Below are 17,977 nucleotides of genomic sequence, written 5' to 3'. Positions count from 1 at the left end.
TATTTACATTACCGATTTCAGAAAATTCACATCTATGAAAAAAGGGAAGCCAACCATTCATGAAATTGCCAGGGTCCTGAATATTAACAGTTCAACCGTATCCAGGGCCCTCAATGACAGTAATAGGGTAACGCAGAAAACAAAGGAAAAAGTCTGGGCCAAAGCCAAGGAGCTCGGTTACCAGCGTAACCTTTTGGCTTCCAACCTTCGTCGTAACCAGACCAATACCATAGGTGTGATTATCCCCAGAATTTCCAGGCACTTTTTCTCCTCGGCTATCGCCGGGATAGAAGAAGCAGCCTTTATCTCCGGATTCAACGTCATTATATGTCAATCCCTTGAGAAACTGGATCGCGAACAACGGATTGTCAAAAACCTTGTTGCCAACCGCGTTGACGGCATTCTTATCTCTGTGTCCATGGAAACCACCGAAAGCAGCCACCTGCAATATTTACAGGACAATGGTACGCCCCTGGTTTTCTTCGACCGCCATTGCAAAAACATGCCCAATGCAAGCAAAGTCCTCATAAACGATTTCCAGGCTGCTTATGATGCCGTAGCGCACCTCATCTCCAAAGGATGCAAAAAAATTGCGCACTTTAGCGGACCCCAGGAACTGGAAATCTACAAAAATCGCCTTAAAGGTTATGAAAAAGCTCTGAAAGATCACCACATTTCCTACAATCCGAAAATCGTTTTGACCTCCACCCTGATGGAGGCTGATGGGAGTGCATCCATAAAAAAACTCCTGCAGGATCAACCGGATCTTGACGGTATTTTCTCCGCCAATGACGTAGCTGCCATAGGAGCCGTAAAATATCTCAAGAAAATAGGAAAAAAGATCCCGGAAGATATTGCTATAGTGGGTTTTAGCAATGAGCCCAGTTCCGAAGTCATAGAGCCTTCCCTGACTACGATAGACCAGTCTGCCTTCGAGATAGGAAAAATTGCCTGCGATCTGCTCGTAAGCAACATACAAAACAGCGAAGCAGGCTTGTCCAATAAGACTATAATACTCAATCCCTCCCTTTTGGAACGAGGGTCTTCAGATAAAAAATAACCGGTTTTTTCCGGGAAATTGTCCTTAAAAACCTGTTGCGAAAGAATTTTCTGCCCAACAGGAATTCATGATATTTACTTTTTTAAGCAAAACTTTGTTTAATTTATGTTAAAATATTATTTTCGGGGACATCTTGCTATCCGGAGAAAACAGGATTTTGTAAAACAGCCGATTTTCGGAGTAGTATCCCAATAAGTGTTATCGATAACACTTATGTTTATGTTATACAACATCGCCCTAGTAAAGTACAATTATGCTCAACCCATATTCTTATCTAACAATAATTATTAACCTTAAACTTATGTTCTATGAAACAAATTTTACTTTTGCTACTGGCATCCCTATTGTCAGTTTCCCTTTATCCACAGGTTAATCCGTCCTCAAAAAAGGATTACCGGATACTTCATGTCAACAAAAAGTTCACTCCGGAAAAGGGCTTTGCCACGGATGCAAAAAGCATTCACCGGTCAAACACCGACCCCTCTGCAGTAATTTACGATGAGGACAGGTATTTCATTATTCAATTCGAGGAACTACCTACCCGTGAACAGAAGGATCATTTACAGCAGCTGGGCATAAACTTGCTGGACTACATTCCCAATATGGCTTATTACGCCCGTTTCGATAAAGAGGTCCACACCGGTAATCTTACCGGTTTCAAGTTAAGAACCATTCTTCCGATAGATGAAGACTTTAAACTGTCCGGAGAACTTCATGCCGATAGATTACCATCCCATCTACGCAAGGGAACTAATCTCGAAGTAGAAATCACCCTCTTTGAAGGTATAAACACTCCGGCTATACAAAGAGAGATCGGCAGATACGCTTCTGTAATTTCCAAAAGATCCGATCGGCACTGGCAGGTACTGGTTAGTCCGGATAAACTCCGGGGCCTGGCAACTGTCAACGGGATTCTCTTCATAGAACCTGCCAGCGGCGAACCCCGGGCAGAAGACGACCGGCCTGCTCCGGAAGATAAATTCAGCAATGGGCACAGTCGCAGTAACTTTCTGAATACCGGCTTCGGAGGTATATTATACAACGGGGAAGGCGTAAACGTCATGGTACGGGAAAACAGCATATACCCTTCCATAGACACACACGGACGGCTAATGGATGGTTCTAATCTCGGCGACAGCCCCTCCTCGCATTCCACAGGAGTAGCCTCCTATCTTGCCGGCGCAGGTAACGGCAATCCCCGTGACCGATCCAATGCATGGGGTGCGGATATTCTCTCTGTTTCCGGACAGAACACTTATGAACTGTACGATGACCCGGAAAGAAAAATACGCGTTACCAATATGTCTTATGGCTGGTGGAATACGGATAACCAGACCGTACAGGCCGGTTATAATTCGCTGAGCCAGGAACACGATAATTTCATTCGTACCAGGCCGGAAGCCATGCTAGTGTACTCCTCCGGAAATGTAGGAGGATATACTCCCATCGGAGGACTCTACGACGGCGTAACGGGTTGGGCCAATATCTCCGGACATGCCAAACACGCCAAAAACCTGCTTACCATAAGCGGAACGGACTACGAAGACACCTTCCTGGAATGGACCTGCAAGGGACCGGCATACGATGGCCGTATCAAACCCGACCTTTCCATAGAAGGACAGGGCGGGACTTCATTTGCCGCACCCAAGATATCCGGAATATTTACTATTCTGCATCAGGCGTACAAGGAAGAAACATCCGGTAGCATGGCACCAAGTGCCCTTATCAAAGCCATTCTGTTGAATACGGCAGACGACATACATAATAAAGGTATTGATTTCAAAACCGGTTTCGGGCGTCCCAACGTACGCAGAGCTTATGAGGTTATAAAGGACGGTCAGCATTTTGCAGGATCTGTGGCAAACGAACAGGAACAGACTTTTTCAATCCAGGTCCCTTCCGGCACCACACAGTTACGTGTAATGGTATACTGGCACGATTATGAAGCCACCCCCGGTGCAGCAAGAGCACTGGTAAATGACCTCGATCTTGTGGTAAAAGATCCCGGCAATGCCGAAACATTGCCCTGGGTCCTGGACACTATTCCCAATCCGGCCAATCTCGATGCCTTGCCTGCCAGGAATGAAGATCATATAAACAATGTGGAACAGGTTACTATAGATAATCCGTCAACCGGATCGTATACCGTCTCCGTAAAAGGCTATAACATCCCGGAAGGGCCCCAGGAGTTCTTTGTCGTATATGAATTCCTCCGCGAAGAAGTTATCCTGACCCATCCCATAGGAAATACCCCTATGGTTCCCGGAGATGAAGAGTATATCCGGTGGGATGCTTACGGCGAGACAGGAACATTCGACCTGGATTATTCCACAGATAACGGCACTACCTGGAATTCCATTGCTGTCAATCTCCCCGAAGACCAACGTCAATACCGCTGGACGGTCCCCGAATTGGAAACCGACATTATTGTAAGAGTGAAAAGGGGAGAGCAAATATCCGTATCCGAGCCTTTCAGCATTTTCCCGGTACCTACAGATTTTAAAGTGGACTGGGCTTGTGAAGATGCCGTTCAGCTTTCCTGGGATAAAGTTCCCGAAGCTTCCGAATATGAATTGTTCAGGCTCGGAGAAAAATATATGGAAACCCTAGGGACTACCACAGATTCCCTCTTTATATTTCCGGTTACCGATGCGGAATCAGAGGAGTGGTTTTCCATAAGGGCTATCGGACCGAAAGGCCAGGTAAGCCTTAGAGCAAATGCCGTACGGAAAAGTGAGGGGCAGTTCAAATGCAGTCCCGTCATTACCTCCGCGGCTTTTGAAGTAAGAAAAGATTCCGTTCTCCTTACCGGGGAAATAAATGCGATGGGCAAAACCCTGGCAGATATAAAGTTCGAATACGGCCCCACAGCTTCCTATGGCTCCGAACTTACTGTTCCCGGAACATACACGGGAACCCGGTTTACACAAATTCAACGAACGGCAATGCTCAACCTACAGTCCGGAGAAACCTGGCATTATCGCCTTAAAGGGAAACTGGATGGAAAGGATGTATATGGGGAAAGCCATACTTTTCAGCCGTCACCCGGAAATTCCATGGTATTCAACGGGGAAGAAACCATAATCGTCGGCCCTAATGATGCCGTAAATGGCAATAAGGCCCGAACCATCGAATGCTGGGTTCGTACGGACACCTATAATTCCGATGGCGGCGTGATAAACCTTCCCGGTGGTGCGGGTACTACCAGGGGCGACTTTACCCTGTCTACCAACGGAGGTGAAGGCCGGTGGAAACTATCCCTCTGGAATGTCACCCGAAGCTATACCCTGCCCGAAAACAAAGGAAAGTGGCATCACATGGCCATTACCTACGATCCGGAAAATACCACGGCAGAACTATATTACGACGGTATTTTATGGGATACCTGGGATACCGGCGGGGAATTGAACACCATACCCGGTAATATCCGTCTCGGTGCACGAAATAACGGAGGAGATAAATTCTATAAGGGTGAAATGGATGAAATACGCATATGGAACACTGTGCGCACCGCCTCCCAGATCAGGGAAAACATGCACCATCCGCTTTCCGGTGTAGAAGAAGGGCTCGAATACTATATAAATTTCGATCATATGGGCCCGGAAACGTATGAGGTAAGGAGCAGAGATGGGTTGTCCTATACCGGAAATCCCCTGAAAGCAAAGGCCGAATATCCTTTCGGAGAAGGAAATACATCAGTAAAACCGGAACTTCCGGGCAGTGTAATATTTAGCGAAAATATAGGTGTTACAGCACATTATAATGCGCCGATAGAAACAGAAGCCTCCTTTTCCAGGATAACACTGACTTCCGTAAAATTCGACGGGTTTTCCCCGTCGGCCTCTATTCTCGGCAACGAATTCTGGATAGGTCATCGCTACACGCAAAGTACGGATACTCTTAATATGGATATTTCTTTTAAAAGTTCTGCCGATATTACGGAAAACGACGAACAAAATCCCGGTTATATCCATCTCTTCAGCAGAGCCCCCTATACTTCCGAAGCCTGGATATACGACAGTGCGGCAGATTCTGCACATGCACAACAAAACTCCGTGAACCTGAACAACAGGACATCTTATACCCAATATCTTTTTCTGCGGGATGAAAACCCGTTCGTCTATGCTACCAGGGATTCGCTTTTTCTTTCCGATACCAGGGTAGATGCGGTTACACAAGCTGTGGATTTTGATATTTCGGGAGCTAACCTTGCGGGGAATATTTCCGTAATTCCACCGGAAGGGTTTGAAATATCCGTCAACGACAGTATTTACATTGACAACAGTACTTCACTGGATATAAGTCCGGAAAACAATGAAATAAAAAGCACTAAATTATATGCCAGGTTCGCGCCGAAAGCCGCGGGCACTTACGAGGGACATATTAAAATTCTCTCCGGTACCGCGGTGCTGGACAGTATCCGGGTGATGCAGGAAGCAGTAGAACCCGAAATAACGGCGGGTAAAGCCCTTACTTTTAATGGCAATTCGGATTATCTGGAAATACAGGACTTAAACTGGCAGCCTACCGAATTTACCATAGAATGGTGGCATAAAGCAAATTCATACAGTAATTACAACCAGCAGATAGGCAATGGCTGGGGGTCCTTCCTGATTCATGCCGGAAGTTCCGGAGATCTCAGCATAGGAGTGGCCAACAATGACAATTCCCGGATGACCGTACCCGGAGCGTTTAGTGACACCGGTAACTGGCATCACTTCGCATATACATTTCAGAACGGGGAAGCCAGAATTTATATGGACGGAGAGTTAATGGACAGTAAAACATCATCCGATGCTCCTCCCGTGTGGTCCGCTTTCCGGATCGGAAATCCGGACTCCAATACCATTGACGGTGAAATAGACGAATTCCGTATGTGGGAAACAGCCCGAACGCCGCAGGAGATCCGGGAAAACATGTATCACACACTCCAAGGGGCCGAACCGGGATTAAAACTATACCTGCAATTTCAGGAAACCGGAAAAACGGATCTTATCGCCGATTTGTCCGATAACGGCCTTCCCGTGCGGATCTTTAACACTCCTTCCAGAGTAATATCTTCGGCACCCGTCGCAAAAGGAATAAGTAAAACACTTGTGATAGACAGGGCAGGCACTTATGATTTCGGGGAAACCGGTATAGCACTGATATACGATGACAATGATGTTGATCCGAACGGAGAAACCGTAATAAGCCGATTGGATTCTTCACCTAATCAGGCTCCGGAAATACCTCTTTATAATTCTTCTTACTGGATCGCAAAAAACTATGCTAATGACGAAGAATATACTATACAAACCGTTATCCTGAAAGGAGTGGCAGATTGCACACAACAACTCCAACTCCATAAACGGGCTTCCCAGGCTACAGATGAATGGATAAAAGCCGAATCCGGTATTAACCAGGGAGAAGACCTCTACTTTACTTCTCAGGAATCGGGCATGCAGGACAGTCAGTTGATATTTGCCCGGCATCCGGTAGCCAGCCCGCTATCTGTTACGGTAGAAGATGTGTTTGCCATAAACCCGGGCGGACTTCCCAATACCATTTACCTAGGTTACGGACCGGAAGAGCTTCTTTTCCATGCGGAAGTAAATGGCGGAGTTGCCCCTTATCAGTATGAATGGAGTAACGGAACTACCGGAAACACCCTTCCGGCAGCCCCGGAAGAACCCGGAAAACACCAATACAACCTGATAGTTACCGATGCTATTGGCTGCACAGAATCCGTATCTGTTACCGTTAACGTGGAAGATGTGAGTTGCAAAGGCAAAAAAATCGCCATATGTCATCGCGGAAAACAACTTTGTATAAGTCCGCGCGCCATAGGTGCACTTCTTGGCATAGGCGCCACATTGGGAGACTGTTCAGATCGCAGTGCGTATCCTGGAATGCCATGGAAAGATGCAACGGAAGAAAATAACATCTCCGGAGGAATAATGGCATATCCTAATCCGGCCAGTTCTGAGGTAAGTATAGAAGGAAAACTTTTACACGATGGTCCGGCTGTAATACATCTCTACAACATGTCCGGCAATCCTGTATTAAGACAAAAAATCCAGGTGAAAAACGGATCCTATAACACCAGGCTCAACATTTCCGGTTTATCACCAGGTGTATATATCATAAGCGAAACGGACAATTCCGGTAAAGAACGAAGTGCCAAAATCGTCATTCGCTGATAAATTTATAATCATATCTCCTGCCCGAAAGCGACCAGGCTATAGGCATTGGTCGCTTTCTTATTATTCCGGTTCTCCTGTTTTTGTATAATACAGTACATCAGGTATAAAAGTCCTGTTTTTACACGGAGTAACATCTGCTGTGGGTGATTGGCGTGGTTAAAAAGCAAGAAAGCGGACAAAAATTAGCTAAAAACAATGCATCTTTGTCAACCGGATCTCAACATGCAACATCATGAACCAAAACATAAACAACAAATGGTTACTCCTCTCCGTGTTGGCCCTTATATGGGGAAGTTCCTTCATCCTGATAAAAAGGGGGCTTTCCGGACTTTCCCCCATTGAACTGGGATCCTTCCGTATTTTATTTGCCGCATTGTTTTTATTTATAACAGGATATAAGAGCCTTAAACGTATTCAAAAACCCCAATGGAAGTATATTGTTATCACCTCTATTCTGGGTACTTTTATTCCGGCCTATTTCTTTGCGATTGCACAAACACAAATAGACAGCTCCGTAACTTCCATATTAAACTCGCTGGTTCCGTTAAATGCCCTTATTATAGGGATACTGTTTTTCAGGGCTCCTTTTCAGAGGAAACAGGCCATGGGTGTTTTATTCGGGCTTTCCGGAAGTATTCTGCTCATTATCAACGGGGCGTCCATGAACCCGCAACAAAACTATTTTTTTGCCATATTTATCATTATTGCCACCATATGTTATGCGCTTAATGTAAATATCCTTAAGAAGTATTTGCAGGAACTTCCCCCGCTGAGTATTGTCACCGGGAATTTCCTTGTATTATCGGTTCCGGCACTCATTATCCTGTTATTTTCCGGAATACTCAAACATGTAAATACCCCGGAAACCCTGACTTCCATCGGTTTTATTTTTATTTTGGGTATCGTGGGGACAGGGATTGCCAATATTATTTTCTTCCGGTTGATACAGATCTCTTCCCCGGTATTTTCTACCTCGGTTACTTATCTTATTCCAATAATTGCCTCTATCTGGGGATTTCTGGACAGTGAAAAAATGAATTCCCGGCAATTGCTGGGTGCTGCCATTATATTACTAGGGGTTTACCTTTCCGGAAGGGCAGGTATGAAAACGAATAAAGCTGTTCTCCGAAAGAAGTGCTCCTGATCTCAATATTATATGAGTTTCGCACTACACTTCCGGGAAAACAGCTTTATTTAGATTCGTAAAAAACCTGATCTATTTATTCAAAATCCGCATCGCTAACTCCTTCGTTGAATTTCACTTCGGTAGTGGTAAGGTCCATCTGCATGCCCATTCCCGTGTCCAGGGTGGTTTTAAACGGAATTTTCACACCTTCCACATCGCGGTAATCTTCAAATTTGAAGGTTTGTGTTAACGGCTGTCCCTTAATTTCGGTAGTATTGACCTGGGAAACCTTTAACCCGGAATCAACATCAAAATAGAAGGTTGTTTTTCCATTCTTAACCACGTATGTATCTTCGCCATCCACTTCTTCTATTCCTTCGAGTGTTACCCCTTCTTTGTCACGCAGCCTCAGCTCGGGAAAAGGGTATGCGTTTTCTTTTGCCGAAGTTAACATCTCTCCCTCCATTTCCTGGCGCTGTCCCTGTTGTACCATATATCCCGTTTCTCCATTGAAAACCTGCTTGCTGAGGGTAGTTCCCATCATAAAAGTTTCCGAAACTACTTTTCCATCCGACGTGTTCTTCGCAACAATTTCAAGGTTCATTCCCTGCACTGCTCCCGTGATTTTACTAAACATACTTTTCACCGATTGCAGTTTTTCTTCACCTCCTATGGCTTGTATATACTTGTCCAGCACACTTTTTACAGTTACACCGGCGGCTATGGTTTTTTCTTCCGGTTTTTCAATGGAATTGGCATATTTATCAAAATAAAACACGGGGATCTTTTTCCCTTTAAACTCCAGTTTTTCCAGGTTTTTGGCTATGTCTCCGGCTTTCCCGGTCACTACTATCCTGGCATTATTACCTTTAAAGTATTTCTTTGCCACAGCGAGAACCTGGTCTTCGGTAACGGCATTTATTTTTTCCAGATATGTCTGGTAAAAATCTTCCGGCAATTGCTGGGTTTCGGTCAGCAATGCATATCGGGCTATGGTTTCGGGTTTTTCGAGGGCCATGACAAAGTTGCCCACATAATCCGCTTTGGCAACCACCAATTCCTGTACGGATACTTTTTCGGTAGTTATGCGGTCTATTTCACTCAGGAAAGCGACAACCGCGCTATCGGTCACTTCATTCCTCACGCTGGCCGAAGCTCGGAACCTCGAAGTCGTCTTTAGATCAGCTCCGATCCCGGAATACGCACCATAGGTATACCCTTTATCTTCACGGAGATTCAGGAATAACCTGGCTTCCGCTCCGCCTCCGAGTATTTTATTAGCCAATAAAGAAGGGAAATAATCCGGATCGGACATTTTCAAATCCATCAGGTTTTCCACCGCTATCTCGGACTGCACGGCATTGGGCATATTTACCAGGTTTATCTGGGTATACTGAGCATCGGAAGGTGCCGGGAAATCTACAACCGGAGGGGCGCTTTTTTTCCATGGGCTGAAATACTTCTCAACCTGTTTACGAATATCGCGGAACTTCACATCGCCCACTATAACGAGATAGGCATTTTTCGGAACAAAATAATTTCCGTAGAAATTTTTGACATCCTGTAAGGATACATTATTTACGGTCTCTTCTGTGACAAATTCTCCCTGGGGGCTGTCTTTTCCATAAGCCAGTGCCGATTCCACCCTCTGCGCTGTAGAGGAAACGCTTTTCTCATCGGCTTTCAGGCCTTCGAGCAGCAGGTCTTTTTCCTTCTGAAACTCTTCTTCCTTAAAATCGGGATACAGGGCGGCGTCTGCCATAAGCTCCAGTATTCTTTCCGCATATTTGGACAATCCCCTTGCATAGGCACTGCCCGCCCCAAAATTCATACTGGCTCCCATATAGTCCACTTCCTCATTAAACGTATCCTTGTCCATATGAACCGATCCTTTGCCGAGCATGTTTCCGGTAAGGGAGGAAACCCCTGCCTTTACACCTTCCGTAAAAGGAGGGTTATCAATGGTAAGAGTGTAGGAAACCCTTGGCAGTTTGTGATTTTCAACTACAATAACCTTCAGTCCGTTTTTCAGTTCGAACGTATTGGGCGTACCGAGGTGAATTTCCGGCGCTGGTCCGGGCTGGGGCTGTTTGCTCCGGTCTATCTGGGCCTGTACGGCTATTGCACTTATAAATAATATGGTAAATACTAACTTTTTCATCAGACTTGTCTTTTTATAAAACGCTAAAATTTATTTTTTAGAATACTTCCTCTTATCATTGTATCAGTTTTCTCCTCCTTCTTTGGGAACATATTCCAAAAGCAGTCTCTGGTCGGGGTTCAGGTATTTTTTAGCAACGGCCTTTATTTCTTCACGGGTAATGGAACGGTAAATATCTATTTCCTCATTGATCAGTTTGGTATTACCGTACAACATGTAGTACCTGGCAAGGGAATTGGCTATACCTTCTATGCTGGAGTTTGCATTTACAAACTTGTTCTCGAACTGGTTTTGCAGTTTTTCATAATCCCTTTCGGAGATAAGTTCGTTTTGCAGTTTTGCCACTTCCTCATCGATCTCTGCAACCAGGTCATCCAGTGAAGTCCCTCCGAGTGGCAGCGCATATATAATGTAAGCCCCGTAATCTTCGAGAGAATAGTTAAAAGCTCCTACCTGCATGGCTTTTTTCTTTTCGTCCACCAGTTTTTTATATAACCGGGACGATTTACCGTCACTCAGTATGGAAGAGATCATATCCAGCGCATAAGCTTCCCTGTCTTTCATAGAGGGTGTACGATATGCGGTAAGGATAGCGGGAATCTGAATATTCGGGTCTTCGAAACGTGCCTTTTTTGTTTCTGTTATGGGAGATTCCGTAAAGGATTCCCTGTTTATGTCTTTTCCTCTCGGAATAGCTCCGAAATAATCCTCAATCATTTTTTTGGTCTTGCCAGTATCTAAATCACCCGCAACAACAAGAACCGCGTTGTTAGGCACATAGAACTTGTCGTTAAAAGCGAGAAACTCGTTGAGCGTAGCGGCATCGAGGTGCTCCATAGAACCTATTACCGGCCAGCGGTAGGGATGTTTTTCAAACAAATTGGCAAAAAGGGCCGTGGCAAACTGCCCGTAAGGCTGGTTGTCCATCCGCATACGTTTTTCTTCCTTTACCACTTCATTTTGTGTGTCTACACCTATCTGGTTGATTACAGGGTGCAACATTCTTTCGGATTCCATCCACAATCCGAGTTCCAGGTTATTGGAAGGAAATACTTCGTAATAATAAGTCCTGTCCTGGGTGGTGTTCGCGTTGTTTTGTCCGCCGTTGGCCGTAACAATTGTAAACCATTGTCCGCGGTCAATATTCTCCGTCCCTTCAAAAAGCAAATGCTCAAAGAAATGGGCAAACCCCGTACGTTCCGGATTCTCATCCTTCGAACCGACGTGGTACATTACCGCCGTAGTCACCACCGGAGCCGTATTGTCCCGATGGAGGATAACGTGCAGGCCATTGTCCAGGTCATACTCTTCGAAAGGTACCTGCTGGGCTGTAGCTGTAAAAAGTGAAGTTACCAGTAAAGCAATGGGTAAAAATCTTTTTTTCATAGGTGTTGTGTTTGTGTTATTTTTCTTCTGTGATACTCAAAAAGCCAAAAAACCTTTCAGAATCGCAATATACATCTGTATTACAATATTAGTATACTATAGGCATCAAATGTTACGGAAATCCTCTTTTTTCAGAAAACTACGGTTAAAAATAACAAAGATTTTGGCTTGATCATATATTTTTTTGTAACTTAATACCTCTAATCCAATAATTTAAAAAGATTATGGGAGCAAAACACATTCATCTCAGATATGGTATCGTAACGGCAATAGTTTTAATTGCCTACTTTCTGATCGTAAGGCTGTTCAACCTTCACGAAAATATATGGCTTCGCTTGCTCAACGGGGTTATCGTAGCCTATGGTATATATGCTTCCATCCGCTTCAAACGCCTTGTGCTACGCGAGAAATTCGATTATTATGCCGGAGCGACTACAGGAATATTCACCGGCTTTATTGCCACACTTATCTTCGTTGGGTTTATGGGCATATACATGTTTCACCTGGACCCTACTTTCCCGGAAAAGATAATGAATACCTGGATCAAAAGCTATAACCAGCGTCCGGGCATACTGCTCTTTATCCTTGCTGTGGAGGGCTTCGCTTCGTCCGTAGTACTTACCCTTGCTTTTATGCAAAAATTCAAACCCAGTTGGAACCTCTCCCGAAAGGTGCCTGAAAAAGTATAAAAAATTGTCGTAACCCATTTGCCTTTTAAGTATTTAGGCGTATATTTGCACCCGCCTTTGCCATAGGCATGGGCTTTTTTGGATAATTAAATTATATTTAAACGCTATGTACGCAATTGTAGAGATAGCAGGGCAGCAATTTAAAGTTGCGAAAGACCAGAAGGTATTCGTACACCGCCTGGCAGAAGATGAAGGAGCAAAAGTTTCTTTTGACAATGTTCTTCTGTTGGACAATTCAGGTGACATTACCATCGGCGCCCCGGCTATAGATGGTGCTTCCGTAGAAGCCAAAGTAGTAAAGCACCTTAAAGGTGACAAAGTAATCGTTTTCAAGAAAAAAAGACGTAAGGGTTACAAAGTGAAAAACGGTCACAGACAAGCCCTGACTGAAATCGTTGTTGAAAGCATCGTTGCTTCCGGAGCAAAAAAACAGGCTTCTAAAGCCAGTGCGGAAAAACCCGCAAAAAAAGCACCTGCAAAAAAAGCAGCCAAAAAAGGAGATGACCTGAAAAAAGTTGAAGGAATCGGTCCTAAAATAGCCGAGTTGTTCAACAGTGCAGGAATCCTTACTTATGCAGACCTCGCTGCCACTTCCGTAGATAAGTTGAAAGACATTCTTACCGAAGCCGGTCCGAACTATGCAAACAAAATTCCCGATACATGGCCGCAACAAGCTCAGCTTGCTGCCGATGGTAAATGGGATGAACTAAAAGAATTACAGGAAAAACTGGACGGCGGTATTGAAAAATAACCCCCGGAAGTAATAACTAAAGTATAACCCACCCTTGTTTTCCACAGGGTAACAAGGCAAAAAACCGAACAAAATGGCTCACAAGAAAGGTGTAGGTAGTTCCAAGAACGGTAGGGAATCAGAATCTAAACGTCTTGGTGTAAAGATATACGGCGGGCAGGCTGCCATTGCCGGAAATATCATTATTCGTCAGCGCGGCACAGCCCACAATCCGGGTGAAAATGTGTACATGGGTAAAGATCATACCCTTCACGCGAAAATTGACGGTATCGTAAAATTCGAAAAGAAAAAGAACAATAAATCTTATGTTTCTATTGTGCCTTTTGAGGCATAAGCAAAACATGTCTTTTCGTAAAGAATAAAAAAGCCTTCGTTCTGTGAACGAAGGCTTTTTCTTTTCCTAATCTTTAAACCTGCGAAGTTCGTAAGATTTTGTTTTATCCGAATATCCTCCTAAGATGAAATAATCCTTGTAGCGGAATAACGTTTCTCCCTTTATATTGGCGTCCTCGTTTTCTTCTTTATATTGTTTTATCATATCAAAGACATTTAAGTCCATCACCCCATTGATATGTTCGAAAGCATTATCGAAAAGACCGTTAATATACACAGATTTAGTACTGTTGTATTGATGAAAGGCAAAAAATCCGGGATTATAAAACACATTGGCCGTTGCAAAATTCGCTACACCCCCTACAGCCCCGAACATAGGAAACATACCCATACCTCCCGCGGCTACTTTCTGCTTGCCTCCTAAGGCTATATGGTAACGATCTCCCCGCTCGTACACGGCAATTCCTATGGTAGAAGACGTAGCTTTACGCAGAAACTTTTTTGTCTTCTCCATCTCCCGGTACGAATCATATATTCCGCCTTCCTGTACGATAGGGGTATTTTTAAAATAGATCGTATCGTCTTCCTTTGCCGTAAACTCTTTGATCAATTCCCCGGTTTTATAGTCATTAACGGTAAATATCATTCTATCGGAAGTCGTAACAAAAGCGAACAGCTTATCCCGGAACTTAAACGTATTCGTTTTTTTACGGTTAAAAAGGGTATAGTTGCTCAACGGTTTATAAAATGATCTCAAATCATACTCCAGGGATAGGAGGTTGAGGGTTAGTATCTGCGTGTAATCGTCATATTCATCAAAAGTGACTATAATATTGTCACCTTCCCGGTATATCTTAGTCAGCGCGGAAACGGATTCAATGGAATGAGGCGTATTTTCGTCTATCTTTTCAATATCCACATTGTTGGCCAGTCCCTGGGCCGTAGTTAACATGGAATACAGGTTCGATTTTTTTCCCGTATTGCTTAAAAAATTGAGTTTTTCCATATCAACTTTTTTAACGGTAAACTGAAAACCGTCAAAATAATACAGATTCAGTACAGAAGAGAATTTAGTAACTGTCAATACAATAAGATGATTATCTATCTTAAAGGTCTGTACAAATTTTTCGTCCTTTAATTTCAAATCCAGTTCTTTGGTTTCAAAACCACCATCGCCGAAAGAAAAATTAATGATTCCGAACTTCTTCTTTCTGTTGTTGGTAAGGTATAAGTAATAATTTTTATCCTCTTCCACAGAACTCCCGATTATCGTATTATACTTTGCGGGGAGGTTGAACGAACTCATAGAAGCCTTAACCCGGAACAAACTATCCAAAAGATAACCCAACACATTTTGTTTACTCTTGAGAAACATGGCTATATCGTCATTTTCGGAGTTAATCACCTGAAAAGACTCGGCAATGTGCACATCCGGACCGGCCTTAGCCAAACTCTTCCTCCAGAGTATCTCCTGTCCGAATCCCCAACAGCAACAAAATATCAAAGCTAAAAAAGTAGTAGTTTTTTGTCTCATATATTTCCTGTTTTGATTTATGCTATAAAAATATCTGTTTTCAACAATGTAACCGGGTTTTGTACGGTTTTTTTAAACATATTCCGTGTGTCCATAATGAAACTCCACATATCCTTTCAACCAGAGAGAGAAAATGTACACAAAAACATTTTACGAATTGATATACAACATATTAAAGAAGTAGAAATAAAACATAAAAAACTTTGTTCTTAAAAGTCCGTTAAATACTTTTGCACTGTTTAAAATAAATCTAAATAAAAACAAGTCCTATGAGAAGGTTACTATTTTTTATTGCCTTTCTGAGTTTTTCCGCCACAACGCTGGCACAAACCGGAACCATAAAAGGTACCATTGTTTCCCTAAATAACTCCCCTATAGAATACGTAACCATTACCGTAGGCAAAAACGGTACTGCAAAAGGTACGCTTACCGATAATAAGGGAAATTATGAGATTTCCGGTGTGCAAGCCGGAGCATATATCCTTAAAGCTTCCTCGGTTGGTTTTAAAACCAGCGAAACCAGGATCGTAGTCCGAAGTAATGAAGTAACCACAATTCCGGAAATCATCCTAAAGGAACAACAGGAAGAACTGGAAGAAGTGATCGTGGAAGGTAATAAAACCAACAAATATGCCCAGAAGGAGAGTGCATATGTTTCCAAAATGCCTTTAAAGGATATTGAGAACCCTCAAGTGTCTAACAGCATCGGAAGCCAACTCCTGGAAGACCAGGTTGTCACTAACTTTAACGATGCCTTACGAAACGCTCCGGGGGTAACCATGCTATGGGAACCCACCGGAAGGGGGACCGACGGGGCCGGGTACTTTGCCGTACGTGGATTTGCCGTACAGCCCACCATGCTCAACGGACTTCCCGCCCTTACCAACGGTAGCCCGGATCTAGCAAATACCGAACGCATAGAAGTTATAAAAGGCCCTTCTGCAACACTTTACGGCAGCAGCCTTATATCTTACGGCGGACTGATTAATATCGTCACCAAAAAACCGTTCAACGCTTTCAGAGGTAATATTTCCTATACTGCGGGCAGCTATGGACAAAACCGTGTTACCGTAGATGTAAATACTCCGCTGAGTACTGAAAAAAACATTTACCTGAGGGTAAACAGTGCATACCACACGCAGAACAGCTTCCAGGATGCCGGATTCCGCAGGTCTTTTTACGTCGCTCCTTCCCTCTCTTATGAAGTAAATGACAAATTATCTTTCTTTGTTAATACGGAAATATATAACGGAAGAACGACTAACCAGACCATGCTGTTCCTGGACCGGGCAAACCCGTTACGGGTTCATAATATGGACGAACTGGGCTACGATCATAAAAGATCATACACCAGCAACGACCTGTATATGGACAACCCTACTTTCAGCTTACAGGCCCAGATGAATTATAAAATTAACGATCAATGGACTTCCCAGACTTCCATCTCCTCCTCATCGGCTAAATCGGACGGGTACTATTCCTATCTCTATGAAGGGACAACAACGGCAGAAGCCGCTGCTTCCGTGACTTTAGATAATGGAATCATACTCTCCAGGTATCTAAGCAAACAAAACTCGGAAACAATAGGAACGGATATACAGCAAAACTTTATCGGCGACTTCAAAATTGGGTCTATGCGAAACAGGCTGGTCGTAGGGCTGGATTACCTGAAAACCAACACTACCGATAACAGCAGCCCTTATGTAGTGAACGGGCTTGTATACATAGGTTCTGACCTGGAAACATTCAACCGGGGAATATTACAGATTTCTGACCCTGCACAGTACACCGATGACAGCGGAGTACTTACCCAGGCCGGGACTGATGCCTTGCTTTCCGGCTCCAAAATAAACCCTTCGAGAGCAGTTCAGGAAATATTCAGTGCATATGCTTCTGATGTGATTAACTTTTTTCCCCAACTATCTGCCATGGCCAGTTTGCGTGTAGACCGTTTCTGGAACAATACGTACAACCAAACTGCATTCTCTCCCAAATTCGGATTGGTTTATCAGCCCATTCTGGACCAGGTTTCCCTATTTGCCAATTATATGGATGGTTTTACCAATGTGGCCCCGCAGACGGAAGTCAGGGACGGATTGCAAACCGTACGCTCCTTTAACCCGGAACATGCCACTCAACTGGAATTCGGGACCAAGTTAAACCTGTTTAATGACAAGCTACAGGCTACCCTGAGCTATTATGACATAAAAGTCTCTGACAAGACTCTTCGAATTGACGAAGATGCCCAAAATTATTACTATACCCAGGACGGAGAACAACGAAACAAAGGTTTCGAGGCTTCTGTAAATGCCAATCCCGTACACGGGTTAACCCTTATCGCAGGGTATAGCTACATAGACAGTGAACTGGAAGAAGGAGATGCCGATTTCAAAGGGAAAAGACCTGAATCCGCCGGCCCAGTAAACACGGCTAACCTATGGGCGGATTATCAGTTTACTTCTGGTAAACTAAAAGGTTTCGGGCTAGGCTTCGGCGGTAATTATGCCGGTGAGAACAAGATCATGAACAGGAACGTTGCAGGAACTTTTACTCTTCCGGAATATACCGTTCTCAATGCTTCTGTATTTTATGGCGGCAAGGATTTCCGTGTGACCCTGAAACTCAATAACATTACGGACGAAGAATACTATACGGGATGGTCTACGATAAATCCACAGTGGACAAGGAATATATCGGCTAATTTCTCCTATACGTTCTAAAACCAATAATTTTATCCGAAAAAGACAAACCC

Annotated in this window: 11 protein-coding genes; 7 read left to right on the top strand and 4 right to left on the bottom strand. The window is 43.9% G+C overall.

The annotated features are described in order from the left end of the window. The first annotated feature begins 34 nt into the window (after positions 1 to 34). Together ACVBDY_RS18805 and ACVBDY_RS18800 are read left to right on the top strand one after the other, a co-directional pair. Complete coding sequence (locus ACVBDY_RS18805; protein WP_447177008.1) at positions 35 to 1,060, top strand: LacI family DNA-binding transcriptional regulator; 1,026 nt, start codon at positions 35 to 37, stop codon at positions 1,058 to 1,060. 308 nt (positions 1,061 to 1,368) lie between these two features. Further along, the gene (locus ACVBDY_RS18800) at positions 1,369 to 7,242 is read left to right on the top strand and encodes a LamG-like jellyroll fold domain-containing protein (protein WP_447177007.1); all 5,874 of its coding nucleotides are present in this window, start codon (positions 1,369 to 1,371) and stop codon (positions 7,240 to 7,242) included. 11 nt (positions 7,243 to 7,253) lie between these two features. Here the strand turns inward: ACVBDY_RS18800 and ACVBDY_RS18795 are convergent, their stop codons facing one another. After that, positions 7,254 to 7,379, bottom strand: coding sequence for a hypothetical protein (locus ACVBDY_RS18795; RefSeq protein ID WP_447177006.1), 126 nt, complete (start codon positions 7,377 to 7,379; stop codon positions 7,254 to 7,256). Between the two features lie 98 nt (positions 7,380 to 7,477). On the opposite strand from ACVBDY_RS18795, the gene ACVBDY_RS18790 reads away from it, so the two are divergent. Then, positions 7,478 to 8,389: a DMT family transporter gene (locus ACVBDY_RS18790; protein WP_447177005.1), complete on the top strand. Its 912-nt coding sequence runs from the start codon at positions 7,478 to 7,480 to the stop codon at positions 8,387 to 8,389. Between the two features lie 76 nt (positions 8,390 to 8,465). Here ACVBDY_RS18790 and ACVBDY_RS18785 read toward each other — a convergent pair whose 3' ends face one another. After that, the gene (locus ACVBDY_RS18785) at positions 8,466 to 10,532 is read right to left on the bottom strand and encodes an insulinase family protein (RefSeq protein WP_447177004.1); all 2,067 of its coding nucleotides are present in this window, start codon (positions 10,530 to 10,532) and stop codon (positions 8,466 to 8,468) included. 63 nt (positions 10,533 to 10,595) lie between these two features. Further along, positions 10,596 to 11,918, bottom strand: a complete 1,323-nt coding sequence (locus tag ACVBDY_RS18780; RefSeq protein WP_447177003.1) for a M16 family metallopeptidase — start codon at positions 11,916 to 11,918, stop codon at positions 10,596 to 10,598. 224 nt (positions 11,919 to 12,142) lie between these two features. On the opposite strand from ACVBDY_RS18780, the gene ACVBDY_RS18775 reads away from it, so the two are divergent. From ACVBDY_RS18775 to rpmA, 3 genes are all read left to right on the top strand, one after another. Continuing rightward, positions 12,143 to 12,607: a DUF4199 domain-containing protein gene (locus ACVBDY_RS18775; protein ID WP_447177002.1), complete on the top strand. Its 465-nt coding sequence runs from the start codon at positions 12,143 to 12,145 to the stop codon at positions 12,605 to 12,607. Between the two features lie 106 nt (positions 12,608 to 12,713). Further along, positions 12,714 to 13,358, top strand: a complete 645-nt coding sequence (rplU, locus tag ACVBDY_RS18770) for a 50S ribosomal protein L21 (RefSeq protein ID WP_447177001.1) — start codon at positions 12,714 to 12,716, stop codon at positions 13,356 to 13,358. Between the two features lie 73 nt (positions 13,359 to 13,431). Beyond that, on the top strand, positions 13,432 to 13,692 hold the full coding sequence (gene rpmA, locus ACVBDY_RS18765; protein ID WP_447177000.1) for a 50S ribosomal protein L27: 261 nt from the start codon (positions 13,432 to 13,434) through the stop codon (positions 13,690 to 13,692). A 66-nt stretch (positions 13,693 to 13,758) separates the two neighbouring features. On the opposite strand, the gene ACVBDY_RS18760 is transcribed toward rpmA, so the two are convergent. Beyond that, on the bottom strand, positions 13,759 to 15,225 hold the full coding sequence (locus tag ACVBDY_RS18760; protein ID WP_447176999.1) for a hypothetical protein: 1,467 nt from the start codon (positions 15,223 to 15,225) through the stop codon (positions 13,759 to 13,761). A gap of 269 nt (positions 15,226 to 15,494) precedes the next feature. Between ACVBDY_RS18760 and ACVBDY_RS18755 the strand changes: the two genes are divergently transcribed. Then, positions 15,495 to 17,945: a TonB-dependent siderophore receptor gene (locus ACVBDY_RS18755; protein WP_447176998.1), complete on the top strand. Its 2,451-nt coding sequence runs from the start codon at positions 15,495 to 15,497 to the stop codon at positions 17,943 to 17,945. Positions 17,946 to 17,977: the final 32 nt, after the last annotated feature.

The organism is Sinomicrobium halophytocola (assembly GCF_052983395.1).
This window is presented reverse-complemented; position numbering and strand designations above follow the sequence as displayed.